The 23029-nt window shown below is 69.0% G+C and carries 24 protein-coding genes and 1 pseudogene; 7 read left to right on the forward strand and 18 right to left on the reverse strand.

The window, feature by feature from the left end; all coding sequences use genetic code 11:
* Positions 1 to 82 precede the first annotated feature (82 nt).
* Positions 83 to 1279: an MFS transporter gene (locus ABRP18_RS16905; RefSeq protein ID WP_061015131.1), complete on the forward strand. Its 1197-nt coding sequence runs from the start codon at positions 83 to 85 to the stop codon at positions 1277 to 1279.
* A 38-nt stretch (positions 1280 to 1317) separates the two neighbouring features.
* The gene (locus ABRP18_RS16910) at positions 1318 to 2328 is read left to right on the forward strand and encodes an NADP-dependent oxidoreductase (protein WP_349885076.1); all 1011 of its coding nucleotides are present in this window, start codon (positions 1318 to 1320) and stop codon (positions 2326 to 2328) included.
* Positions 2329 to 2404: 76 nt separating this feature from the next.
* On the opposite strand, the gene ABRP18_RS16915 is transcribed toward ABRP18_RS16910, so the two are convergent.
* A complete protein-coding gene (locus ABRP18_RS16915; protein WP_046748641.1) occupies positions 2405 to 3055 on the reverse strand; it encodes an MIP/aquaporin family protein in 651 nt (216 codons plus the stop codon).
* 240 nt (positions 3056 to 3295) lie between these two features.
* Here ABRP18_RS16915 and ABRP18_RS16920 point away from each other — a divergent pair.
* Together ABRP18_RS16920 and ABRP18_RS16925 are read left to right on the forward strand one after the other, a co-directional pair.
* Positions 3296 to 4682, forward strand: a pseudogene (locus ABRP18_RS16920) (APC family permease).
* The gene (locus ABRP18_RS16925; RefSeq protein WP_058632992.1) at positions 4669 to 4884 is read left to right on the forward strand and encodes a hypothetical protein; all 216 of its coding nucleotides are present in this window, start codon (positions 4669 to 4671) and stop codon (positions 4882 to 4884) included. Before ABRP18_RS16920 ends, ABRP18_RS16925 begins: the two are co-directional and overlap by 14 nt.
* Before the next feature lie 16 nt (positions 4885 to 4900).
* On the opposite strand, the gene ABRP18_RS16930 is transcribed toward ABRP18_RS16925, so the two are convergent.
* From ABRP18_RS16930 to ABRP18_RS16940, 3 genes are all read right to left on the reverse strand, one after another.
* Positions 4901 to 5494, reverse strand: coding sequence for an isochorismatase family protein (locus ABRP18_RS16930; protein WP_061015135.1), 594 nt, complete (start codon positions 5492 to 5494; stop codon positions 4901 to 4903).
* Between the two features lie 93 nt (positions 5495 to 5587).
* Positions 5588 to 6604 carry a magnesium/cobalt transporter CorA gene (gene corA, locus ABRP18_RS16935; RefSeq protein WP_113680123.1) on the reverse strand — a complete coding sequence of 339 codons (1017 nt, stop codon included), beginning with the start codon at positions 6602 to 6604 and terminating at the stop codon, positions 5588 to 5590.
* 35 nt (positions 6605 to 6639) lie between these two features.
* Positions 6640 to 7932: a serine hydrolase gene (locus ABRP18_RS16940; protein WP_058632990.1), complete on the reverse strand. Its 1293-nt coding sequence runs from the start codon at positions 7930 to 7932 to the stop codon at positions 6640 to 6642.
* Between the two features lie 96 nt (positions 7933 to 8028).
* Here ABRP18_RS16940 and ABRP18_RS16945 point away from each other — a divergent pair, with 96 nt between their 5' ends.
* Positions 8029 to 8343, forward strand: coding sequence for a DUF2470 domain-containing protein (locus tag ABRP18_RS16945; protein WP_113680122.1), 315 nt, complete (start codon positions 8029 to 8031; stop codon positions 8341 to 8343).
* A 62-nt stretch (positions 8344 to 8405) separates the two neighbouring features.
* Entirely contained in the window at positions 8406 to 9053 is a 648-nt protein-coding gene (locus ABRP18_RS16950) for a heme oxygenase (biliverdin-producing) (RefSeq protein WP_046748635.1), read from the forward strand.
* A 7-nt stretch (positions 9054 to 9060) separates the two neighbouring features.
* Here ABRP18_RS16950 and ABRP18_RS16955 read toward each other — a convergent pair whose 3' ends face one another.
* Positions 9061 to 10455, reverse strand: coding sequence for an ATP-dependent RecD-like DNA helicase (locus ABRP18_RS16955; protein WP_179516076.1), 1395 nt, complete (start codon positions 10453 to 10455; stop codon positions 9061 to 9063).
* A 113-nt stretch (positions 10456 to 10568) separates the two neighbouring features.
* Between ABRP18_RS16955 and ABRP18_RS16960 the strand changes: the two genes are divergently transcribed.
* Positions 10569 to 11639 carry a hypothetical protein gene (locus tag ABRP18_RS16960; RefSeq protein WP_046748633.1) on the forward strand — a complete coding sequence of 357 codons (1071 nt, stop codon included), beginning with the start codon at positions 10569 to 10571 and terminating at the stop codon, positions 11637 to 11639.
* Positions 11640 to 11657: 18 nt separating this feature from the next.
* On the opposite strand, the gene ABRP18_RS16965 is transcribed toward ABRP18_RS16960, so the two are convergent.
* From ABRP18_RS16965 to ABRP18_RS17025, 13 genes are all read right to left on the reverse strand, one after another.
* Entirely contained in the window at positions 11658 to 13658 is a 2001-nt protein-coding gene (locus ABRP18_RS16965) for a cytochrome c oxidase assembly protein (RefSeq protein ID WP_349885077.1), read from the reverse strand.
* An 88-nt stretch (positions 13659 to 13746) separates the two neighbouring features.
* Positions 13747 to 14034, reverse strand: a complete 288-nt coding sequence (locus ABRP18_RS16970) for an HU family DNA-binding protein (RefSeq protein ID WP_017203554.1) — start codon at positions 14032 to 14034, stop codon at positions 13747 to 13749.
* A gap of 311 nt (positions 14035 to 14345) precedes the next feature.
* Complete coding sequence (gene rpsN, locus ABRP18_RS16975; protein WP_017203557.1) at positions 14346 to 14651, reverse strand: 30S ribosomal protein S14; 306 nt, start codon at positions 14649 to 14651, stop codon at positions 14346 to 14348.
* 3 nt (positions 14652 to 14654) lie between these two features.
* Positions 14655 to 14825 carry a 50S ribosomal protein L33 gene (rpmG, locus tag ABRP18_RS16980; RefSeq protein WP_017203558.1) on the reverse strand — a complete coding sequence of 57 codons (171 nt, stop codon included), beginning with the start codon at positions 14823 to 14825 and terminating at the stop codon, positions 14655 to 14657.
* The gene (gene rpmB, locus ABRP18_RS16985; protein ID WP_017203559.1) at positions 14825 to 15061 is read right to left on the reverse strand and encodes a 50S ribosomal protein L28; all 237 of its coding nucleotides are present in this window, start codon (positions 15059 to 15061) and stop codon (positions 14825 to 14827) included. The genes rpmG and rpmB overlap by 1 nt, the downstream gene beginning before the upstream one ends.
* A gap of 190 nt (positions 15062 to 15251) precedes the next feature.
* Entirely contained in the window at positions 15252 to 16010 is a 759-nt protein-coding gene (locus ABRP18_RS16990) for a DNA-3-methyladenine glycosylase (protein WP_141368235.1), read from the reverse strand.
* A 1-nt stretch (position 16011) separates the two neighbouring features.
* Positions 16012 to 17901, reverse strand: a complete 1890-nt coding sequence (locus ABRP18_RS16995; protein ID WP_349885078.1) for a hypothetical protein — start codon at positions 17899 to 17901, stop codon at positions 16012 to 16014.
* Positions 17891 to 18781, reverse strand: coding sequence for a DUF1980 domain-containing protein (locus tag ABRP18_RS17000; protein ID WP_308472266.1), 891 nt, complete (start codon positions 18779 to 18781; stop codon positions 17891 to 17893). The genes ABRP18_RS16995 and ABRP18_RS17000 overlap by 11 nt, the downstream gene beginning before the upstream one ends.
* A gap of 4 nt (positions 18782 to 18785) precedes the next feature.
* A complete protein-coding gene (locus tag ABRP18_RS17005) occupies positions 18786 to 19826 on the reverse strand; it encodes a permease (protein WP_349885079.1) in 1041 nt (346 codons plus the stop codon).
* Positions 19823 to 20239 (reverse strand): Fur family transcriptional regulator, encoded by a 417-nt coding sequence (locus ABRP18_RS17010; protein WP_045263847.1) that lies wholly within the window; start codon positions 20237 to 20239, stop codon positions 19823 to 19825. Before ABRP18_RS17010 ends, ABRP18_RS17005 begins: the two co-directional genes overlap by 4 nt.
* 46 nt (positions 20240 to 20285) lie before the next feature.
* Positions 20286 to 21164 (reverse strand): metal ABC transporter permease, encoded by an 879-nt coding sequence (locus ABRP18_RS17015; RefSeq protein ID WP_371861830.1) that lies wholly within the window; start codon positions 21162 to 21164, stop codon positions 20286 to 20288.
* Positions 21161 to 21994 (reverse strand): metal ABC transporter ATP-binding protein, encoded by an 834-nt coding sequence (locus ABRP18_RS17020; RefSeq protein ID WP_058632986.1) that lies wholly within the window; start codon positions 21992 to 21994, stop codon positions 21161 to 21163. Before ABRP18_RS17020 ends, ABRP18_RS17015 begins: the two co-directional genes overlap by 4 nt.
* Positions 21991 to 23001 carry a metal ABC transporter solute-binding protein, Zn/Mn family gene (locus ABRP18_RS17025; RefSeq protein ID WP_349885080.1) on the reverse strand — a complete coding sequence of 337 codons (1011 nt, stop codon included), beginning with the start codon at positions 22999 to 23001 and terminating at the stop codon, positions 21991 to 21993. The genes ABRP18_RS17020 and ABRP18_RS17025 overlap by 4 nt, the downstream gene beginning before the upstream one ends.
* Positions 23002 to 23029: the final 28 nt, after the last annotated feature.

The raw sequence follows: 23029 nt of genomic DNA on the forward strand, positions 1-23029 counted from the left end.
ACTTGCGTGTGCAATCATTGTCCTTCGACGCGCAATATGCCGCGCCTGCAAACATTCCCTCCAATCTATCAGGAGAGTCGTCATGCCTCTAGGACTGATCGCCCTCGCCATCGGGGCGTTCGGCATCGGGCTCACCGAATTCGTGATCATGGGCCTGCTCCCCGACGTCGCCCGAGACTTCGGGGTCACCGAGTCGGCTGCCGGCTGGCTCATCTCCGGTTACGCACTCGCCGTCGTCGTCGGTGCACTCGTGCTCACCGCAGCGGCCACGCGGTTGCCCCGGAAGCCCGTGCTGCTCGGTCTGATCGTGCTCTTCATCATCGGCAACGTGCTCACCGCGCTCGCGGACGACTACGGCACAGCGATGGTCGGCCGCATCGTCGCCGCCCTCTGTCACGGCGCGTTCTTCGGCATCGGCTCCGTGGTCGCCGCCGGCCTGGTCGCCCCCGAGAAGAAGGCCGGCGCGATCGCGATCATGTTCACCGGCCTCACTGCCGCGAACGTCTTCGGAGTGCCGTTCGGCACCTTCCTCGGCCAGGAGCTGGGATGGCGCTCGACCTTCTGGGCGATCTCGGGCATCGGCGTGCTGGCGTTCATCGGTATCGCCCTGCTCGTGCCGCGCCTCCCCCGCCCCACCGAACAGGTGAGCCTCCGCGGGGAGCTGGCGGCGTTCCGTTCGGGACAGGTCTGGTTCTCGCTCGTCATCACGATCCTCGCGTTCGGCGGGATGTTCGGCGCCTTCACCTACATCGCCTACACGCTGACCGAGGTGAGCGGATTCGCGTCGTCCGCCGTGCCGTGGCTGCTGGTGCTCTTCGGCGCCGGCCTCGTGCTCGGCAACTGGCTGGGCGGGCGTCTCGCCGACCGCGCGATCGACCGTACTCTCCTGATCTTCATCGCCGCACTCGTCGTCGTCCTCGCCGTGTTCGCGATGTCAGCGCAGTCCGGCATCGCGACGATCATCGCCCTGTTCCTGATGGGCGGCTTCGGATTCGGCACCGTTCCCGGGCTGCAGAGCCGTGTCATGAAGTACGCCGGAGGCGCTCCGACCCTCGCCTCCGGGGCCAACATCGGCGCGTTCAACGTCGGCAACGCACTCGGCGCCTGGGCGGGCGGACTCGGCATCTCCGCAGGACTCGGCTACACCTCCCCGATCTGGCTGGGCGCGATCCTCACCGCCATCGCCCTGATCGTGATGGTCGCCGCCGCCGCGCGTGCGCGGAGCACCGCGACCCGCGAGGCGACCCCCACCGCGACCACACCCGTGCCCGTCGACTGAGCCGCGCCCGGACCCTCACCGGCTCCTAGGCTGGCCTCATGGCATCCGAACCGGCGGACACGACATCACGACGCGTCGTGTTCCGCCGTTTCGGCGGCCCCGAGGTGCTCGAACTCGAACGTCGAGCGGTACCGCGCCCGGCCCGCGGCGAAGTGCTCGTCCGCATAGCGGCCGCCGGAGTGAACCCGGTGGACTGGAAGCTGTTCAGCGGACGGCCGATGCACGATCCCTACGAGCGCAGCCTCCCTTCAGGCAACGGCTACGACTTCTCCGGCACGATCCAGGCGCTCGGCGATGGGGCGGGCGAAGCCCGGGCTCACGACGCGCGCGGTTGGCGGATCGGCGATGCGGTGTTCGGTGGGCTCCGCTACCACGCGCAGGCGGACCACCTCGTGATCGACCCCGCCGTGCTGGTCGAGGTTCCCGCAGGTCTCGGTCTCGTCGAAGCAGGCGCCCTCAACGTCACCGGCCGCACAGCCGTCGCCAGTGTGCGGTCACTGGGGATCACCGCGGGTGATGTCGTCCTCGTCAGCGGTGCAGCCGGTGGTGTCGGCATCCTCACCGCCCAGCTCTGCGTGCTGCGCGGGGCCCGCGTGCTCGGAACGGCCAGCCCGAGGAATCACCCCCTGCTGCGCCGCCTCGGCATCGAGCCTTTCCCCTACGGGCCTGCTCTCGCGGATCTGCTCCGCGCCGCCGCGCCGGAGGGCATCACCGCCGTCCTCGACACGGTCGGCCACGGCTCGGTCGAGCTGGCTCTCGCACTCGGCGTTCCCGCCGACCGCATCAACACGATCGCCGACTACGACGCCCGCGCGCGGCATCCGGTCCGGGGCGTCGGAGGGTCGGCTGCCGGCACCGAAGAGCTCGGGATCATCGCGCAGCTGATCGCCGACGGTCGCGTCGAGATGCCGATCGACTCCGTGCACCCGCTCGAGGAGGTCAGAGCGGCATACACGAGGTCCATCGCCGGACGCGCATCCGGGAAGATCGTGCTCACCACCGCTACGAGCCGTCGCCCCCACGAGCATCCCCCGCACGGCGGACTCTGACGACGGATGCTTGCCGCCCCACGCAGAAGCGCCGCACCCCCGGAGAGGATGCGGCGCTTCGTGCATGCAGCGGTGGTTACTCCGCGGCGGCGATCTTCTTGGCGTCGTCCGTGTTGAGCACGCGGAACAGGATCGCCGCGATCACGGCACCGACGACCGGGGCGACGATGTAGAGCCACAGCGAGCTCCACGCGAAGTGGCCGCTCACCGAGAGGCCGAGTGCGACGGCGGGGTTGAAGCCACCACCGGAGATCGATCCGACGGTCGCCGCACCGACGAACACGGTCGCACCGATCGCGAGCCCGTAGAACGAGTTGCCGGCGGTGTCCTTCGACGTGGCCGTGTTGAGCACGACCCACACCAGGATCAGCGTGAAGAGCGCCTCGACCAGGAACGCCGGGCCGACCTCGATGACCATGGCCTTCTCGCCCGCCGGCCACACGGACATGCTGACGAGCGCAGCGACCGCACCACCGACGAACTGGGCGATGAGGTAGCTGATGAAGTCGACGACGCTGAGGCCGCCGCGCAGGAAGACACCGACCGAGACGGCCGGGTTGAGGTGAGCACCGGAGATGTGGCCCGTCGAGAACACGAGCACCATCAGGGTGAAACCGATCGCGAGCGGAGTCAGCGGGCTGTCGCTGTTCACTGCCGCGATGATCGCGAGGACGAAGAGGAAGGTGGCGATCGCTTCTGCGAGCGCCTTGCGTGCGGTACCGGTCATGAGAGAGCCCCTTGTCTTGGGAGTTCGAGAGAGGAAGCCCGCGCATCCGGCCGGTCCGCCCCTCGTGCGGCACCGAGGATATCGCCGCGCCGGCCGCGATTCCGGGAGCCGCGCGGACTTTCTGTGAATCCGCTGAGTACTCCGGGGCGGAGGCACGGAAGACGGCCGCCTGCCTCGTGGTCCGGTCCGGCCATGTCAACCCCGTGGTCGGACCGTTGAGCGCCCGTTTAGCCTGCTCGCATGACCACCGAGACCGCGCCGCAGGCCGAATCCCCGACCCGCCTGCGGAGAGCGATCACCGGCCCCCTCCTGTTCGCGTTCATCCTCGGCGATGTGCTGGGGTGCGGGCATCTACGCGCTGATGGGTGTGCTCTCCGAGAAGGTCGGGGGGATGCTGTGGGCCCCGCTGCTCCTGGCATTGCTGCTCGCCATGCTCACGGCCGGATCGTATGCCGAGCTCGTGACCAAGTACCCTCGCGCTGGGGGCGCTGCCGTGTTCGCGGAGCGCGCGTTCCACAGCCCCCTCGTCTCGTTCCTGGTGGGGTTCAGCATGCTCGCGGCGGGCGTGACCAGCGCGGCCGGACTCGCCATCGCGTTCGCCGGCGACTACCTTGGCACCTTCCTCGACCTGCCCACCATCCCTGTCGCGATCGCCTTCCTCGCACTCGTCGCCCTCCTCAACGCCCGCGGAATCCGCGAATCCATGGGCGCCAACCTCGTGATGACCGCGATCGAGCTCAGCGGCCTGGTGATCGTGATCGCCGTGGTGGCGGTCTTCTTCTTCGGCGGCGGCGGCGATGCCTCCCGCACCGTCGAGGGCCCTGAGGGGACCGGCGTCGCCATCGCCGTGCTGTCCGGAGCGGTCATCGCCTACTACTCCTTCGTGGGTTTCGAGACCTCCGCCAACATGATCGAAGAGGTGAAGAACCCGCGTCGCACGTATCCCCGCGCCCTGTTCGGAGCCCTCATCACCGCCGGCGCCGTCTACATCCTGGTGGGTCTCGCGAGCTCGATCGCCCTGTCGCCCGCCGAGCTGCAGGAGTCGAGCGGCCCGCTGCTGGCCGTGGTCGAGGCGACGGGAGCAGGCATCCCGTCGTGGCTGTTCAGCCTGATCGCGCTCGTCGCCGTGGCCAACGGCGCCCTGCTCACGATGATCATGGTCAGCCGTCTCACCTACGGCATGGCGGAGCAGGGGCTGCTTCCCTCCGCTCTCGGACGCGTGCTCCCGAAGCGCAAGACCCCATGGGTCGCGATCCTCACCACCACCCTCGTGGCGATGGGCCTGACACTCGTCGGCGATCTGGCCACCCTCGCCGAGACCGTGGTGCTGCTGCTCCTCGTCGTCTTCCTGAGCGTCAACGTCTCCGTGCTGGTGCTGCGTCGCGACCGCGTCGAGCACGACCACTTCCGTGTCTGGACCTTCGTGCCCGTGCTCGGGATCGCCTCCTGCATCCTGCTGCTCACCCAGCAGCGACCTGCGGTGTGGCTCTTCGGGGCGATCCTGCTCGCGGTCGGCGGCATGCTCTACGCGCTGGCGCGCTGGAGCAGAAGACAAGCGGAGAAGAAGAACGCCCCCTCCGGCGGAGAGCCCGCCGGCGACCAGAAGGAGAACCATGAGCACGCCTGAACACACGTCGGACGACGAGATGACGAGCGCGGAGAAGCGACACGATCAGCTGACGTCAGCCCCCGACGCCACCGAGGCCGACGCCGCCCCCCGCGTCGAGGTCACCGAGCACGACGGCAACACCCGCATCGACATCGCCCCCGAGGCGCCGGTGCGTCCGGGCCCGGGGCCCGGCATGCCAGAGGCCGACCCCGAGGACTGAGTCCCCCTGCTCAGGGTCACGGCGCGGCGGGCGCCTCATCCACGGATGCGCCCACCCGCTCCCGCGTGCTCCCGATCGTGGCGAAGCCGCGGGCGGCGAGGATGCTCTCGGTGCGTCGCATGATGTCCTCCCCCGACACCGCCGCCAGAGCACCCGCCGCCGGGATCGACGACGTCGTGGTGGCGTCCGTGATGAACTCGACCTCGAAGCCGAGGTCGGCCGCCACCCGAGTCGTCGTCTCGCAGCACTGCTCGGTGCGGATGCCGCACACCACCAGCCGGCGGATGCCGTCGCGGCGCAGCCTCTCCTCGAGGTCGGTCGACGCGAAGGCGTTGATGGTGGTCTTCGTCAGCGCCGGCTCCGAGGCGAGAGGCTCGAGAGCGTCGATCACGCGCACGAACCCGTTGACCGGGTCGAACACGCCGCCGGACCCGGGCTCGGAGTGGGTGATCCAGACGACCTCGTCCCCCACGCGACGGGCATGCGCGACGAGGAGTGCGATGTTCTCGAGCACGGCGGGGTTCGCGGTGGTCGCCCAGTCATCGGCGCGCTGACGGAACGACTCCTGCGCATCGACGACGAGCAGGGCGGTGTCGGAGTGAGCGTTCATCCGCTCATCGTCGCCGGTGCCTGGTTCGTCGGCAAGGAGAGGAACCGTCGCCGAGCATACGATTCCGGACAGCTCCGGCCACCGCGACGGCGCCTAGAGCCAGCCCTTGCGCTTGAACGCGGCGTAGAGGCCGAAGCCCAGCGCGACCATCATCGCGATCGCCATGGGGTAGCCGAGCAGCCAGTGCAGTTCGGGCATGTGGTCGAAGTTCATGCCGTAGATCGTGCCGACGAGCGTCGGGGCGAACAGGATGGCCGCCCACCCCGAGATCTTCTTGACCTCGTCGTTCTGACGGATGCTGAGCTCCGTCATCCGCCGCATCTCCTCGTTCTGGCGACGCGCGACGATGGTCGACTCCACCGTGAGCGCGTTGTCGAGCACGGTGCGGAACGTGGTCGCGCGGTCGCTCACGCGCAGAGTGTGATCCAGCACGTCGCGAAGGTAGCGACGCAGCTCCTCGCCCACCTCGTACTTGTCGGACCCGCGCAGGAGCGCCTCGAGCATTCCCGAGAGCGGCTGCGTTGCACGCTGGAAGTCGATGACCTCCCTGCCCAGGTCGTAGATGCGCTGCGTGGCGTCGGTGTCTTCCTCGAACAGCTGGCTCTCGATCTCGTCGATGTCGTTCTCGAGGCCGGCGAGCACTGGCGTGTACTCGTCGACGACCTCGTCGAGGATGGCGTAGAGCACGGCCTCCGGACCGTGGGAGAGGAGCGCGGTGTCGGCTTCGAGGCGCCGTCGGACACGACCGAGATCGGGGGCTTCCGCGTGCCGGATCGTCACGACGAAGTCCGGCCCGACGAGGACGTGCACCTCGCCGAACTCGACCTCTTCGACGTCATCGAGGTATCGGGCGGGCCGCAGCACCATGAACAGCACGTCACCGTAGCGCTCGAGCTTGGCGCGCTGATGACCGGAGAGGGCATCCTCCACGACGAGCGCATGGATGCCAAACTCGTCGGCGACCGCGCGGATCTCCTCCTCGCTCGGCCGGTAGAGGCCGATCCAGCCCATGCCGCCGCGCTCGCGCATGCGCTCGAAGGTCTCGCTGAGCGTCACCGGGTTCTCGGTGCGGACGCCATCCACGTAGATCGCATTGTCGATGATCGCCATCGTCACCCCTTCGCGCGACTGTCAGTCGGAGCGGCTCACTCGGCGGCGGGCGGGGCCACGCACGGGAGCGCGGCCTCGGCCGTGCCCTGGTGGTACTGCTCCGCCGTGAACGGCAGCCCGAACTCCGGTGCCGTCTGACCGGCCGCTGCCGGGGCCTTCGACGCGATGGCGGCGAGCTCCCACGAGAGCTGCTGGGCGAACAGCGCTCCACCCGTGGAGTCGTTGAGCACGACGGCCACGGTGAATCCGGTCGCCGGGTCGGAGTATGCCGCGGTGGCGTAACCCGGGGTCCACCCGTGCTGGCCGATCATCGAACCGACCAGGTAGGCGCCACCGGTGGCCTGGTACCAAGACGGTGCGCCGTCTCTGGCCGGCAACGGGTCGCCGAAGCGGTCAGGCTTGTCCTTCGTGCGCAGCGCCTGCTGGGCTTCGGCCTGCGCATACCGGCCGAGATCGGTGATGGTCGACACGACGCCCGAATCGGTGAAGCCCGTGCTCGACGACAGCGTGCTGATGTCGACGGGTGCCGCGCAGTCGTATCCGCCCTCGACGGCGTTCAGGAAGTGTCCGTTCAGGGACTCCCCGCTTCCCGGCTTCCCTGGGGTCGGTCCCGGCAGCGAGGTGTCCGAGAGTCCGAGCGGCTCTGTGACGTACTCCGCGATCAGTTCGGAGGCCGTCATGCCCGAGGCGCGTTCGAGAGCAAGGCCGAGCAGCAGGTAGCCGGCGTCGGAGTCGCGGAACGTCGTGTGCGGTGCGACCCGGTCGCGTGCCAGGCCGAAGCCCGCAAGCTCCAGCGGGGACCACACCCGGTCGGGGGTGTTCAGCCAGGCCGACTTCACGGTCTCCTCGGAGGACCCGGCACCGCTGGTCCCGTTGCAGAGGTCGAGGAGGGTGATACCCTCCTCGCGCATGTCAGCGACACCGGAGACGTAGTCGGCGACGTTCGCGTCCAGCTCGACCACCTTCCGGTCGGCGAGGGCGTAGAGGACGTCGCAGGTCATCAGACGGGTCACGTCCGCGATGCGGAAGGACATGTCTGTCGACAGCTCGGCTCCACCCTCGCGATCCTGAGTGCCGATGCCCGCCACCCAGCTTCCGCTCCAGGGCGCCCAGACGCCGACGATGGCGCCCGACGCGCCGGACGCGGTGATCGCGTTCTCGACGGCCGCCTGCATCGCGGCGACGGTGTCGTCAGGGAGCGAACCGTCTACCTGAGCGGGAGGCGTGTAGGAGAAGGACTCCTCGGAAGAGCATCCGGTGAGGACGAGAGCGAGCACGGCCGCCGTCGCCGTTGCGGCGCGCCACCGGCGCGACGAGAGAAGCTGCATGGATAGAACCCCCGAAGACGTGTCTCCCGAGTCTAGAGCGCCGATGCTGAAAGTCGGCCCCGCGACGGGGTCGGAGGTCGACATAGGGTGGGGAGCGTGCCCCACACCTTCGATGCAGACGTGATCACCGCCGTCCTCCGCCACATGAACGGCGACCACACCGACGACAACCTGCTCATCGCACGAGCCTTCGCCGACACCTCGGACGCGCACATCACGGACTCCGTCATGACCGGATTCGACGGCGAGGCGGGGACATGGGACATCACCCGCGACGGCATCGTGACCGAGCTGCGCGTGCCGTGGCCCGGCGGTCCGATCGCCGACCGCCCGTCCGTGCGCCGGGAGGTCGTGGCACTCTACGACGCCGCGTGCGCGCGCCTGGGCGTCGAGCCCCGACCGCACGCCTGACGACTGCGCACGCCTGCCGACTCGGACTTCCCCTGAGGTAAGGCAAGCCTTACACTTGCCTCATGCCCGAGATCCTCTCCTTCTCCGCCGCCCTGCGCGAGCGTTCGTCCGGATCGCACTCCCGCAGCGAGACCGCCGGCTTCATGTCCGACCTCCTGAAGGGCGAAGGGTCTCGCGAGGACTACATCTCGCTCGTCGCTCAGCACTACTTCATCTACGAGGCGCTCGAATCCGCAGGTGACCGCATGCGCCAGGATCCCGTGGCCTCCGTCTTCATCACCGACAAGCTCACCCGGCTCCCGGCGCTCGAAGCCGACCTCGAGTTTCTGCTCGGAGCCGACTGGCGCGAGCGGATCGTCGCCCTGCCGACGACGCAGCGCTACGTCGACCGCATCCGGCAGGTCGGCGCCACCTGGGCCGGCGGCTTCGTCGCGCACCACTACACCCGCTACCTCGGCGACCTGTCCGGCGGGATCTTCATCGGACGCGTGATGGCTCGCCGCTTCGGCTTCGAGACCAACGGCATCGGCTTCTACCTGTTCGACGACATCGCCGACCCCGCCGCGTTCAAGGACGTGTACCGCGAGCAGCTCGACGCCGCGCCGTGGGACGATGCCGAGCGCGAGCGCGTGATCGACGAGGTGCTGCTCGCCTACCGCTTCAACACCGAGCTGTTCGAAGACCTCGACCGCGCACGCGCCGCCGCCTGACCCGCGCTCAGCTCTTCGGCAGCTCCGGCGTCGATGCGGCCAGCCAGGCGTCGCGCATGAACCGACGCACGTCCTCGTCCACGCGGATGTCGCGGGGGCGCAGCGGACGCGACAGGTAGAGCCCCTCGAGCGAGGTCAGTCGGCTGAGAGCCACGTACGTCTGTCCCGGTGCGAACGCTCCGGAGCCGAGGTCGATGATCGCGCGCTCGTAGGTCTTGCCCTGCGACTTGTGGATCGTGACCGCCCACGCCAGCCGCAGCGGGAACTGCGTGAACTCGGCCACCACGTCGCGGGTGAGCTTCTTGGTGTTCTGGTCGTACGCGTAGCGGAACCGTTCCCATACGGCGGGCTCGACGTCGACTTCCTCGCCGTCGATGTCGACCCGCACGGCACTTCCGAGGATGCGCACCACCGTCCCGATCGTGCCGTTGACCCAGCGCGGCGGCTCGCCAGACATCGCGGTGTCGTTGCGCAGGAACATGACCTGCGCGCCGACCTTGAGCTTCAGCTCCGACTCGGCGGGGAGCGCGGCCTCGCCCCTCCCGAAGTCTCCGCTCACCTCTGCGCGCGCGGTCTGCTCCTTACCCGGCAGTGCAGCCAGGTGTCGGCTGTTGATGCTGTTCACGATGTCGTTGCGCGTGGCGAGCGTGATCATCGGCACTTCACCCGGCTCGGGATCGGGCGGCGTCCGCGCGCCCTGGGTGTTGAGCACCCCGGCGATCTCGGCGGTGACGCGCCCGTAGCGGACGGCGTTCAGCATGGCCTTGAACCCGTCGTCGGACTGGCGATGGATCTGCACGAGCTCGCGCACGTGCAGCTCGGCACGCGTGTCGACAGCGAACAGGCCGTCCTGATCCGACTCGCCGGCCCCACCGCCGCCTCCCGCCCACACCTTCGCATCGAAGAACCAGAACGAGCGGTAGTGGTCCTGCACGTAGCGGGCCTCGTCGCCGCGCGGCGGCACGGGAGCGAGCTGATACGGGTCGCCGAACATGACCACCTGCACGCCGCCGAACGGCTCACCCCTGCGGCCCCGTGCCTGCCGCAGCGAGCGGTCGATGGCGTCCATCAGGTCTGCATTGACCATGGAGATCTCGTCGATCACGAGCGTCTCGATCGCATTCAGGATGCGGCGGGTCGCATCGTTCTGATCGATGTCCGCATCTCCGATCAGGCCGATCGGAAGTCGGAACAGCGAATGGATCGTCTGCCCCTCGACGTTGAGCGCCGCGACGCCGGTCGGCGCGCAGATCGCGATCTGCTTCTTCGTGTTCCAGGCGAAGTGCTGAAGGAGGGTCGATTTGCCCGTCCCGGCTCGTCCGGTGATGAAGACGTGTTCACCGGTGTCCTCGATGAGCCGGAACAGCTCTTGCTGCTCCTCGGACAGGGCGGGAAGGGACACGGTTCTCACAGGGGCAGCGGACGGACAGGGCGCTCGTCCATGCTACGTCCCGGCATCCGTGCACGGCCGCCGACGCTCGGCGTCCCCCCAGGACGCCCTCCTAGACTGACGCCATGGACCGGGCACGTGCGAGCGCGCCCCGGCGCGCGCGCCTGGGGGTCGACCTGGCGATGCTCGCCGTCGTCGGCCTCGTGCTCGTCGCCGCTCTCGGGGCAGGCGGAGCCACGCTCTACCAGCAGTTCTACGGACCGTCGGCATTCGTGGTGCGCTACCTCGACCTGCTCTCCTCCGGCCGCGCCGCCGACGCGCTGCGCGTGCCGGGTGTCGCGGTCGACCGCGAGACCCTCGACGCCGCCGGCATCGATCCCGCCGCGTCCGAGGCCATGCTCCGTCACGCCGCGCTCGCCCCCCTGACCGATGTGAAGGTCACCTCCGAGGAGCCGGCGGAAGGCGGTACGGCCGTCACCGTCGATTACCGGGCGAGCGGCCATCCGGGAACCAGCACCTTCCTGATCGAGCAGGACGGATGGGCGGGCGTCACCCCGAACTGGCGCTTCACCACCAGCCCGCTGGCCGTGGTGGATCTGACGCTGCGTGGCGCAGACCGGTTCGCCGTGAACGGGTTCGAGGTCGACAGGCGCCAGATCTCGGTCGACGGGGTCGACGCCGCCTCGCTCGACCCGCTGCCCCTGCTCGTCTTCACACCGGGACTGTATGCGGTGACGGTCGACACCCCGATCTCGACCGCCTCGGGCCACGGGGTTCTCGCGGACACACCGCTGGCCATCACGCCGCTCGATGTGCAGACCGAGCCGACGGAGGCGTTCATCGACGTGGTCCAGGAGCGCGTCGAGTCCTTCCTCGCCGAGTGCACGACGCAGGAGGTCCTCCAGCCGACCGCCTGCCCGTTCGGCCTGCGGGTCACGAATCGTCTCGCGTCCGCTCCGAAGTGGTCGATCGCCACCCAGCCCCGGGTCACGGTCGCACCCGACGGCGGACAGTGGCAGATTCCGTCGACGGACGCGGTCGCCCACGTCGACGTCGACATCAGGTCGCTGTTCGACGGCAAGGTCCAGCCGCTGTCCGAAGACGTGCCGTTCCAGCTCAACGGGACGATCACGATCCTGCCGGACGGCACGGCATCGATCAGGGTCGGCTCCCCCAGCGAAGCCCCGGTCGACTGACCGGACCCCGCTTCGGCGTCAGCGCCCCTCGCGGCTGTCGCGCTCGGCGAGGGCCGCCAGCTTGGCGTTGTACTCCTCGAGCTCCGCGTCCCCGGTGCGGTCGGCATGCCGGTCGCGGCGCTTCTGCAGCTTCGTGTCGCTTCGGCTCCACTGGATCGCGACGGTGATCGCGAGGATCAGGGTGGGGATCTCGCCGATCGACCATGCGATGCCGCCCCCCACGTACTGGTCCATCATCGGGTCGACACCCCAGTCGCGCCCCATCGAGCCGAACCAGTCGGCGACCATGAGGCCTTCCTGCATCATGATGGCGATGCCGAAGAAGGCGTGCATCGCCATCACAGCGATCAGGGTGATCAGACGGCCAGGGTACGGCAGACGGTACGGGACGGGGTCGACGCCGATCAGGCTCATCACGAACAGATAGCCCGAGATCAGGAAGTGGATCACCATCCACTCGTGGCCGAGGTGCTCGTACATCGACCACCGCACCAGATCGGTGAAGTAGAAGGCCCACAGCGACAGGATGAAGATCGCGGCAGCGACGAACGGGTGGGTCACGACGCGCGCGAACGGAGAGTGCACGGCCCACATGATCCATTCGCGACCACCGCGCGTGCCGTCGTCGCGCTTGTGGATCGCGCGGAGGGCGAGCGTGATGGGGGCGCCGGAGACCATCAGCAGCGGGATGGCCATCGACAGCATCATGTGGCCCATCATGTGGATGCTGAACAGGTACTCCTGGTACGCGTTGAGCGGGCCGCTGGTCACCCAGACCAGCAACAGCATGCCGAGCACCCAGAACACGGTGCGATGGATCGGCCACCGGTCGCCGCGCAGCCGCAGGCGTCGCACGCCGGCGAGGTACAGGAACAGGCCGAAGCCGGCAGCGACGAGCCAGAGCACGTCAAAGTCCCAGGCGGTGAACCAGCGCTCCAGCGTCAACTCCGGAGGCAGCGTCGAGCCGGTGAGGATCTGTGCGGGGGTCTGGGCGAAGGCAGCGACCTCACCGGTGGGCGGAGGCGTGCGTGCGAGAGCGGCTGCCGCACCCGAGGCGAGGCCCATCAGCGCGACCTCGCACAGCACCAGGAGCCAGAACCAGCCCGCAGCGCGCTGACCCGTCAGCTTGGGGATGAGGCGGGCCCGGTACCAGGCGCCCAGCAGTCCCATGCCCCCGAGGAGGGCGATCTTGGCGAGCACGATCCAGCCGTACGGAGTCGCCCACAGGGCCTCCCAGCTCCCGATCGCGACGACCGACCGCGTGACCCCCGAGAACGCCACCACGGCGAACGCGGCGATCGCCAGGGAGGAGTAGCGGCCGACGAGGCGCACGGGGTCGACGTCGGTCCGCCCCCGCAGCAGCACGAGCAGCAGGAGGCCACCGAGCCAGACCGCGGCGCCGATCGTGTGGAGCAGGATCGAGTTCACCGCCATGTTGTGCCCGGCGAGGTCTCCGGCGTGCCCCTGCGTCGCGAGGGGGAGGAAGGACGCCGCGGCGAGCAGCGCTGTGATGAGCGTGGGCGTCCACGAGCGCCAGGCGAACGCCAGCACCGTGATGATGGCACCGAAGATGGTGGTGATGAGCCAGGACTGACCCAGCGGCAGCTCCAGCAGGAAGCGGCCGAGCTGAGAGCCGAACTCGCGCTCGATGCTGAGCTTCGGGTTGAAGGCGGCCATGAAGGCCAGGAACCCGGCGAGGCCCGCGGACACCGTGAACACGGCGGCACCGACCGAGGCGATGTTCAGAGCCGCATCGAACGACCGCTCCCCCGCGCGCAGACCGAAGAGCGCGAGCACGAGCGAGCCGAGCATGACGGCACCGGAGACGTTCATGACGAGCTTGGCCACGGGCGTGCCCCAGAGCACGAACGGACCGGGGTCCTGCAGCAGGGGCGGCTTGGCCCCGCCGCCCACGAGGAGCGCCAGCACCAGGGCCACGAGGGCGGCGACGAGGAGGATGGCGACGCCGGAGACGCGATACGCCGAAATCCGACTCGTCGACTCGCTGCGGGAACTCACCCCTCCAGCCTAGGCGCGCCCGGCGATGAGAAAGCACGAAGGCCGCTCCCGTCGGAACGGGAGCGGCCTTCGAAGAGGTGCGGTCGAATTACTTGACGGCAGCCTTGAGCTTGGAACCAGCGGTCACCTTGACGCGCTTGCCGGCCGGGATCTTGATCTCGGCACCGGTCTGCGGGTTGCGGCCCGTGCGAGCAGCGGTGTCGACCTGCTCGAAGGAGATCCAGCCCGGGATGGAGACCTTGCTGCCCTTGGCAACAGCGTCGGAGACCGTGGCGAACAGCGAGTCGAGGACACCGGAGACGGTGGCCTGGCTCTGGCCGGTGGCGGAAGCGATGCTCGCGACGAGCTCGGTCTTGGTGATGGACTTGTCAGCCATGTCATCCTCCAGCGACGAAGACCGTCGCATCGTTGTGGGGTGTCGGAGCGGATGCTCCTGGTCTGTCGACCGCCTTGAATGTACCAACGACCACCCTCATTTCCGCGTCATTTCGCGGGTTTTGGGCAATTACTGGGCGTGTCGCGTCACTTTTGTCACTCCAGTCACATGTTCGGGGGCCTCGGCGGGCGGGAGAGCAGGTCCAGGAAACGGCCTGATCCGGCGTGATCACCTGACCCGGCTCGCGGTGCAGGGACGCGAAAGGGGCGAGGATCCGAAGATCCTCGCCCCTTTCGACTGTCTGCTGAGACTTACCAGCTCGACTTGGTGACACCGGGCAGCTCGCCACGGTGTGCCATGTCACGGAAGCGGACACGCGAGATGCCGAACTTCGTGAGGACACCGCGGGGGCGGCCGTCGATGACGTCGCGCGAACGCACGCGAGCCGGCGACGCGTTGCGCGGCAGCTTCTGCAGGCCGACGCGTGCGGCCTCGCGGGCCTCGTCGGTGGCGTTCGGGTCGATCAGGGTCTTCTTCAGCTCGGCGCGACGCTCGGCGTAACGCTCGACGATGACCTTGCGCTGCTCGTTGCGAGCGATCTTGCTCTTCTTAGCCATTGATCAACGCTCCTCTCGGAATTCGACGTGCTGACGGATGACCGGGTCGTACTTCTTGAGCACGAGGCGGTCGGGGGTGTTGCGGCGGTTCTTCTTCGTCACGTACGTGTAACCCGTACCTGCCGTCGAACGCAGCTTGATGATCGGACGGACGTCCTGAGCCTTCTTGGCCATTAGAGCTTCACACCCTTCGCCTGGAGGTCCTTGACCACGTTCTCGATGCCGCGGACGTCGATCACCTTGATGCCCTTGGCGGACACGTTGAGCGTGATCTTACGACCGAGCGAGGGAACGAAATACGTCTTCTTCTGCACGTTCGGGTCGAAGCGGCGCTTCGTCCGGCGGTGCGAGTGCGAGACATTGTGTCCGAAGCCGGGAACAGCTCCGGTCACCTGGCACACTGCTGCCATGATGTGACTCCTTCTATACCGTGAGGCCGGACGGCCCCACCCAAGATCCCTTGTCTGCACACGACCACGACCCGCCGATCTCTCGGCCGCAGAAGGGGAAGCATGCGAACTGCGCACAGGAGTGTGCGCAGACAAAGAGTCAGTTTAGCACGGCCGGCGCCGCGGTTCGCATCGCGCACACGGCACCAGCTCAGGCCGACATCGAGCCGTTCGCGCGACTCGACGCCTCGGCCGCACCGCGTCCCCATCGGAACGGGGAAACCGTGGGATCCGCTTCGATCCAGAAGCGCCACGGGAATGCCGCGGTCCCCGCGACGCCTGCCACTCCGACCCGAGGGCCGCTCACCACGTCGTCGCGCTGCGGCCCCAGCCAGAGTTCCGCCCGTGCCCCGTGCTGCTGGCCTGCCGTGACGGCGTCGATCCCGTCGTGCAGCGGATGTCGCAGGCCCACAGCCTGCCCGAGGCGGCCCGGCCCGCGGGCGAGGTCCCGCAGCGCGATGCGCCCGAGCGGAAGGGCGACGCCACGACGCAGGGCTGCAGCCTCCACCCCTGCCACGACCTCACCGGCGCGGAGCAGCACGCCGTCGCCCTGTCCCTCCGGTCCGCACACGACGTTGACGCAGGAGTGGATGCCGTGGCTCAGGTACACGTAGAGACGCCCCGGCTCACCCCACATGGTCGAATTGCGCGCCGTCCGTCCCATGCGGGCGTGCGAGCCGGGGTCGGGGATCTCCCCCGTGCCCTGCCCGTGATAGGCCTCGACCTCGGTGATGCGCAGCCGCACCTCGACCGGGTCCGCCTCCGTCGCTGTGGAGATGAACGTGCGCAGCTCTCCACCCAGCAGGCGCGGAGCGACGTCGACGGCGGAGCCGCTCAGGTCGGTGCGGACGGCGCGGCGCAGAGCCTCCTGCGGCTCTGCACCGCGCACGGGGTCGGGGCCGCCGGTCATCTCAGAATCTCGGGGCCGTCTGGCACCACGAGGCGTCGAAGCCGGTGAGGGCCACGAGCTCCTTGCCCGAGTCCATGTCGATCAGGTGCGTCTCGACGTTCTCGGGAAGCGGCAGCAGCATCCCGTCGTAGGCGTTGTTCGCCAGGTCGGGCGCGACGACGACGGCGGCATACTGACCGCTCGGCGATGCACAGGCCTGGAGGATCGAGTCCGTCGACCCGACCTCGACCAGCGGGGTCGCCGCACCGTCGTCGTCCACCCGCACGACCACCTGCCCGATCGGGAGGCCCTCTTCGTCACGCGCGACGACGTGACGCAGTGTGCCGCCGGGGAACGGCGTGATGGAGCTCGCCGTGCCGTAGTCGGGGTCCGAAGCGGCGAGGGGCTGCTCCGAGCCGTCGGCCAGATCGAGTTCGACCACGGCTCCGTCGAGCCGCTCCACGATCGCGGTGTACGTGCCTCGGGAGATCCCCTGGATGGTGGCCGCGAGACCGAGCGACTGCACGCCGGCATCGGTCGAGCGGTCGACGAGCGAGAGCGCTCCGTCGAAGTCGATGAACAGCACGGCCGCGCTGTCGGGAACGAACTGCCACACGAAGACGCTCGCCTCGGCACCGGCGACCTCGATGATCTGCGGGTCGTCGTCGCCGCTCAGCGACTGCGTGACGAGGACGCTCGCGCGCCCTTCGGTATCGCTGAGCTCCTTGTCCGAGTAGCTGTAGCCGACGAGGCCGCCGCGCTCGGAGACCTGGATCGCCCCCACGTAGCCGTCACCGGGGAGCTTCAGCTCACGCTGGTTCTTGCCGTCGCGGTCCATCACGAGCAGGCGGGATCCGTCGTCCTCCTCGACCGAGACCACGAGCTGCGTCGATGTCGCACGGAAGTCGTTGATCTTGTCGTGCTCGAACACCGCGACGGCCTTCTCTCCGCTGAGGTCGGTGAGGAAGATCTTGTCCTTGCCCTCGACGTCGCGGCGTAGCAGGAAGATGTTCGACGGCGGCGTCGTGAAGCTCGTGGTCAGCGTCGTCATCGGGCCGCCTCCGGCACCGACGACATCGGCCACGCGGATCGTGTACTCGGTCGAATCGTCGAGCGGGACGGTGAATCGCACCCCCACGCCGCGACCGGAGGCATCGACGGTGAACGGCACCGCCGGCTCGACCGTCACCTGCGCGGGGTCGATGTCGGCGAGCGCCTGGTTCGCGGTGAGGATGACGCGGCTGCCTGAGGACTCGATCGCCTGCGCGGCGTTCACCTGCACGTCGCTGATGCGCGGTCCTTGGAGCAGGCTCGCGACACCCAGCCCCGTTCCGACGATGACGAGGACACCCAGCACGGCGGCGAGCGTGACGACGAAGCGACGACGGCTCCCCGGAGTCTGCACGGGCTCCGGCTCTGCCGCGACGCGAGGGGTCGGAGGCGTGTTCGGCTCCGCGGCCTCTGCGCGCTCCCTCTCGACGTCCGGGGCCGCGCCGACGAACACGGGCTCAGTCGCGAGCGGGACGGGCGGAAGGGTGGTCGCCTCCGCGTCTTCTCGGGCTGAAGCCTCGAAGGCTGCCATCTTCCGGGCTGCGGCCTCCTGCTCGGCGACCTCACGGTCGCCCGCCTCACGCACCGCAGCTTCACGGACGGCAGCTTCACGGAGGACTGCCTCGTCTGCGACGGCATCCGGCTGGTCGGCAGACGAGGGATCCGCGGACGCCGTAGCGGCAGACGATGGATCCGCGGTGTGCGGAGCGTGGTCCGGCGCCGCGGCGACGTGTTCGGCGGAGGCGATCACGCGGTCGATCCGCTCCGCCTCCGCTGCCTCGGCGGCTTCTCGCGCCGCACGCATCTCCGCGCGTGTGCGCGGGACGGCGGGCACCTCTGGGCGCTCGTCGTCAGTACTCATAGGGGTCCCCCGGCTCGTCGATCGCGACGACGTCGGTCGGTTCGATGCGGAGCTTCCCATCGGCATCCGCACGCACTGTTCCGGTGATCTCGACCCATTGGCCGGTCGCGTAGTCGTCGGGCTTCACGTCGACGGGGAGGATGGCGGTCTGCGCGTCGATCACGCAGTGCGTGATGACCAGGCGGGTGAGATTGACGCCGTCGTCGGCATCGTCCGGGGTCACGAACCCCGTGAGCTTCACCGGCGCACCGTCATACGCGGCAGTGTTCGTCGCTGCGGCGAACACGCTCGCCCAGTCGCCGACGCCGAACGTCGAGGTGTCGGCGACGCCGAGGGCCACCGTGTCGGCACCGGCGAACAACGCACTCTGCTCTCCCGCGCGCGACATCGCGAGCTCGACGGACAGCGAGGCGGGCGGCAGCACGAGGCCGGCCACCACCACCCCGGAGGCGATGACACCACCCGTGACGGCGGCGACCCCGGCAAGCGTGCGGCGCGACGAGGGCGCAGTGGCTGGGCGCCCGTCGCCGTCCTCCGGGTCGGCGTGCTCCAGGTCGGCCTGATCCCGGGCGGCGCTCTCCGCGCGTGACTTGCGGCGTGTGGGCGCAGGGGCATGCCCGTGATCGTGACCGTGGTCGCTCTCCTCGCCGAGCGGGAGGGTGCACGACCAGATCGCACCGGCCAGGGTGACGACGGCGGCTGTGCACGCGAACCACACCGACTCGGGGCTGATGTAGAGGGTGAGGCGTCCGGTGAGACCGAGACCGAGGGTGACGACCGAGATCACGGCGGCCAGCCCCACACCCAGCCAGCGGGTGCCGAGAGCGCGAACGCGCGCTGCGGTGGGCGAAGACAGCGCCACGCGCTCAGACAGTGCCACGTGCTCAGACAAGGACGTTCACCCCGATCCCGATGGCGAAGGCCGCGGCGAGCACGATGCCGACGATCCCGACGAGCGTGCGGCCCGTGAAGGTCGTGCGCATGAGCGCGAGCATCTTGATGTCGACGAGCGGCCCGACGAGCAGGAAGGCCACGATCGCGCCGGACGAGAACGTCGACGCGAACGACAGCGCGAAGAAGGCGTCGACATTCGAGCAGATGGCCACCGTCATCGCGAGGGCCATCATCGCGACGATCGACAGCACCGGGTTGGAGCCGATCGCCAGCAGCCACTCCCGCGGGATGAGCACCTGCACGGCTCCGGCGAGCGCCGAGCCGATCACGAGCGCGGGCATCACGGCGCGCAGCTCGACGAGGAACTGCGTGAGGCTGCGGCGCACAGGGGTGCCCGGTTCGTGGGTCACCCGGTCGCAGGTGTCGACGAAACGCTGCGTGAGCATGCCGTCGGGGTCGGGGTGGCGGCTGTAGATCCAGCCGATCAGGTTGGCGATCAGGTAGCCGCCGACCAGGCGGGCGACGAGGATGCCGCCGTCCCAGCCGAACGCCGCGTGCGTGGTGAGGATCACGATCGGGTTCACGATCGGTGCGGCGATGAGGAATGTCATCGCCTCCGCCGGCGCGAGGCCGCGCATCATGAGTCCACGGGCGAAAGGAACGTTGCCGCACTCGCACACCGGGATCAGCATGCCGAGCAGCGACAGCACCGCACGACGGGCCCACGCGCGTTTCGGCAGCCAGCGGTGGATGACGTCGGCAGGAAGCCAGACCTGCACCACGATCGACAGCAGCACACCGAGGATCACGAACGGCAGGGCTTCGATGAGCACGCTCAGCGCGAGCGTGAGGCCGTCCTGCGCGCGGGTGGGCAGTGAGGCGGGGAACAGCTTCGGCAGGAAGGCATCGATCAGGAACAGGGCGGCGATGATGGCCGCGCCGAGGCCGACGCCGATCCATGCCGATCGTGGCGAGGGTGACGGGCGATGGGAGTGGCCGTGACGGGTCGCCGTTGCTGCCGAGAAGCTCACGCGGACGCGGCCCTCTCGGCATCGCGCTTGTTCGCGCACGGAGTGCACAGTCCGAAGATGTCGACCACGTGCGCGGCCTCGGTGAATCCGTGCAGGGCAGCCGTGCGGTGCGCCCACTGCTCGACGTCCTTGGCCTCGATCTCGACGGTCAGACCGCAGGACCGGCAGATCAGGTGGTGGTGGTGGCCCTGCGTGGTGCATGCCCGGTAGAGCGCCTCACCCTCGGGGCTCTGCAGCGAGTCGGCGTCTCCGGAGGCGGCGAGCCCGGCGAGGGCGCGATAGACCGTGGCCAGGCCGATGCCGGTGTTGTCATCGCGCAGCGAGGCGTGCAGGCTCTGCGCGCTCACGAATCCGCGCGCGTCGGCGAGTGCTTCGCGCACGCGTTCGCGCTGCCAGGTGTTCCGCTGAGCCATAAGAAGAGTCTAGGCCGCGGCGATCAGCGGGGGCTGGGAGTGGATCTCAGGCCTGGACCCGGCGAACCCTGGCACGCGAGCGCTGCACGATCCAGCAGATCACGTAGATCGTGAACGACAGCGTGGTGATGTAGGGACTCACGGGCAGCGTTCCGGCGAGGGCGAGCAGGATGCCGCCGACCGCGGAGACGAACCCGAACAGCGCAGCCAGCAACGGCACCGCGATGGGGCCGGCCGTGACGCGCATCGCGGCGGCGGCCGGCGTGACCAGCAGTGCCATCACGAGGAGCGCGCCGATGATGTGCACGCTCACGGCGACGATCAGGCCGAGCAGCACCATGAACAGCAGACTCACGGCGCGGGTCGGCACCCCGCGGGCGGCAGCCGATTCCGGGTCGAGCGAGTCGAAGCGCAACGGGTTCCACATCACCAGCAGCCCGATGAGCACGACCATGCTGATGCCGATCAGCCACCCGAGGTCGGGGCTCGAGACCGAGACGATCTGCCCCGTCAACAGGCTGAAGCGGTTGGCGCTGCGGCCGTCGTAGAGCGACAGGAACAGGATTCCGAGACCGAGACCGAACGGCATGAGCACACCGACGATCGAGTTGCGGTCCCTGGCCTTGGCCCCGAGCACGCCGATCAGGATCGCGGCGACGAGGGCACCGCCGAGGGATCCGGCCACCACGCTGCCGCCGAAGAGCAGGGCCGCCGCCGCCCCCGCGAAGGAGAGCTCGCTCACGCCGTGCACGGCGAAGGCCAGGTCGCGCTGCATCACGAAGACGCCGATCAGGCCGCCCACGATCCCGAGCACGGCTCCCGCGATGATCGAGTTCGCGAGCAGGGCGACGAGCTCGCCGTAGTCCTGGAAGGAGAAGATGTCATCCCAGCCGACCATGGGCGCGATGGCTGCCGCCGCGTTCATGCCGCTCCCCCGTGCGCGTGATCACCGTGATCGTGGTGAGGCTCGGCGTCCGGCACGCCCACGACGACCAGACGATCTCCGGCGCGGAGCACGAACACCGGGGTGCCGTAGAGGTCGGTGAGCACGCGGGTCTGCAGCACCTCGTCGGGGGTTCCCAGCAGGAACCGCCCGCCGGCGATGTAGAGGATGCGGTCGACCCGGCCCAGGATCGGGTTGATGTCGTGGGTGACGAACAGCACCGCCGCCTCGCGCTCACGGCGCTGACGGTCGATGATGTCGGTCACGGCGACCTGGTTGGCGAGGTCGAGGTTCGACAGCGGCTCGTCGCACAGCAGGAGTGCGGGCTCGTCGGCGAGGGCCTGGCCGACCCGGAGCCGCTGCTGTTCGCCGCCCGAGAGCAGTCCGACGCGGCGATCCGCGAAGTGGGAGGCACCGACCGCGTCGAGCAGTCGGTCGACCTTCGCCCGGTCGCCGCGGTGCGGGATGGGAAAGCCGAAGCGGCTGCCCTGCACCCCGAGGGCGACCAGGTCGCGGGCCCGCATGCTCGTGTCGGGGGCGAGATTCCGCTGCTGGGGGATGTACCCGATGCGGGAGTTGCCCCGATGGACGGGTTCACCCGCCACGCGGATCGTGCCGGATGACAGCGGCTGCAGGCCGAGGATGCTGCGCAGGAGCGTGGTCTTGCCCGATCCGGAAGGACCGAGCACGGCGATGAACTCCCCCGGTTCGACCGTGAGATCGAGGCCGGACCACAGCTCGCGATCCCCACGGTGCAGGGACGCGTCGGATATCTGGAGTACCGGCTTCTCGCGCTGAAGGGCGCCGCTCACGGCTGGACGGCGGCGGCGAGGCTCTTGATCGCGTCACTCATCCACTCAGAGTACGACGATCCGTCCTCGAGCAGCTCCGTGAAGGCGACGACCGGAACCCCGGCGTCCTTCGCCGCGGTCTCGACGCGCTGGGTCTCGGACCCCCCGGTCTGGGCGTTCGTCAGCAGCGCGGTGACCTGTCCGCTGTCGATCACGTTCAGCGCCTCGAGCAGCACGGCGGGCGCGACGTCAGTGCCCTCTTCGACCGACTCGGCGAAGCCCTCCGGGGTGACGTCGGTGAATCCGGCGGCGGCCGCGAGGTAGCCGGGCAGCGGTTCTGTGATGAAGACGTTGACGTTCGGCGCCTCCGCCTTGAGGGTCGCGAGCTCGGTCTCGAAGCCCTCGAGCTCTGCGGTGAGGGTTGCCGCGTTGGCGGCGAACTCCTTCGCCCCGTCAGGGTCGAGCTCACTCAGATCATCGGCGATGGCCTCGACGACATGGATCATCGTGTGCGGGTCGAACCACACGTGCTCGTTGAAGCCCTCGATGTGGTCGTGCCCCTCGTGGCCGTCCTCAGCGTCGGCGTGGTCGTGCGCGTCTTCCTCGGGGGCAGCGCTCTCGTCGGAGGCCGCTGCGTCCGCCTCGTCGTCATGCCCCTCGTTGCCGGGGAAGTCGTGCGAGTACTCGACGGCCGTCACCACGTGCGCGTCCTTCGCATCCTGCAGCAGCGTGTCGATGAAGGGGTCATAGCCGCCACCGTTCTCGATCACGAGGTCGGCTTTCTGCACCGTCAGCCGGTCGCGGGCGGTCGTCTCGTACGCATGGGGATCCTGCGACGCCGAGGTGATGATCGACTGCACCTCGACGCGGTCCCCGCCGATGATCGACGCGATGTCTCCGTAGACGTTCGTGCTCGCCACGACCGTGATGGTGCCGTCGTCGCCCTCTCCCGCCGAGGGGGTGGAGCATCCGGCCAGCGTGAGTGCGGCGACGGATGCGAGGGCGAGGGCGACGACGGGCTTCTTCATGTTCTCACTCTAAACGCTAATGAGAACC

Origin of the sequence: Microbacterium sp. WHRI 7836 (genome assembly GCF_040223885.2) — a bacterium.
GTDB lineage: Bacteria > Actinomycetota > Actinomycetes > Actinomycetales > Microbacteriaceae > Microbacterium > Microbacterium oxydans.

Coding starts and splice junctions, on each gene's coding strand:
- ABRP18_RS16905 (WP_061015131.1), top strand. CDS start 83: ATGCCTCTAGGACTGATCGCCCTCGCCATCGGGGCGTTCGGCATCGGG.
- ABRP18_RS16910 (WP_349885076.1), top strand. CDS start 1,318: ATGGCATCCGAACCGGCGGACACGACATCACGACGCGTCGTGTTCCGC.
- ABRP18_RS16915 (WP_046748641.1), bottom strand. CDS start 3,055: ATGACCGGTACCGCACGCAAGGCGCTCGCAGAAGCGATCGCCACCTTC.
- ABRP18_RS16925 (WP_058632992.1), top strand. CDS start 4,669: ATGAGCACGCCTGAACACACGTCGGACGACGAGATGACGAGCGCGGAG.
- ABRP18_RS16930 (WP_061015135.1), bottom strand. CDS start 5,494: ATGAACGCTCACTCCGACACCGCCCTGCTCGTCGTCGATGCGCAGGAG.
- corA (WP_113680123.1), bottom strand. CDS start 6,604: ATGGCGATCATCGACAATGCGATCTACGTGGATGGCGTCCGCACCGAG.
- ABRP18_RS16940 (WP_058632990.1), bottom strand. CDS start 7,932: ATGCAGCTTCTCTCGTCGCGCCGGTGGCGCGCCGCAACGGCGACGGCG.
- ABRP18_RS16950 (WP_046748635.1), top strand. CDS start 8,406: ATGCCCGAGATCCTCTCCTTCTCCGCCGCCCTGCGCGAGCGTTCGTCC.
- ABRP18_RS16960 (WP_046748633.1), top strand. CDS start 10,569: ATGGACCGGGCACGTGCGAGCGCGCCCCGGCGCGCGCGCCTGGGGGTC.
- ABRP18_RS16970 (WP_017203554.1), bottom strand. CDS start 14,034: ATGGCTGACAAGTCCATCACCAAGACCGAGCTCGTCGCGAGCATCGCT.
- rpsN (WP_017203557.1), bottom strand. CDS start 14,651: ATGGCTAAGAAGAGCAAGATCGCTCGCAACGAGCAGCGCAAGGTCATC.
- rpmG (WP_017203558.1), bottom strand. CDS start 14,825: ATGGCCAAGAAGGCTCAGGACGTCCGTCCGATCATCAAGCTGCGTTCG.
- rpmB (WP_017203559.1), bottom strand. CDS start 15,061: ATGGCAGCAGTGTGCCAGGTGACCGGAGCTGTTCCCGGCTTCGGACAC.
- ABRP18_RS16990 (WP_141368235.1), bottom strand. CDS start 16,010: ATGACCGGCGGCCCCGACCCCGTGCGCGGTGCAGAGCCGCAGGAGGCT.
- ABRP18_RS16995 (WP_349885078.1), bottom strand. CDS start 17,901: ATGAGTACTGACGACGAGCGCCCAGAGGTGCCCGCCGTCCCGCGCACA.
- ABRP18_RS17010 (WP_045263847.1), bottom strand. CDS start 20,239: ATGGCTCAGCGGAACACCTGGCAGCGCGAACGCGTGCGCGAAGCACTC.
- ABRP18_RS17015 (WP_371861830.1), bottom strand. CDS start 21,164: ATGAACGCGGCGGCAGCCATCGCGCCCATGGTCGGCTGGGATGACATC.
- ABRP18_RS17025 (WP_349885080.1), bottom strand. CDS start 23,001: ATGAAGAAGCCCGTCGTCGCCCTCGCCCTCGCATCCGTCGCCGCACTC.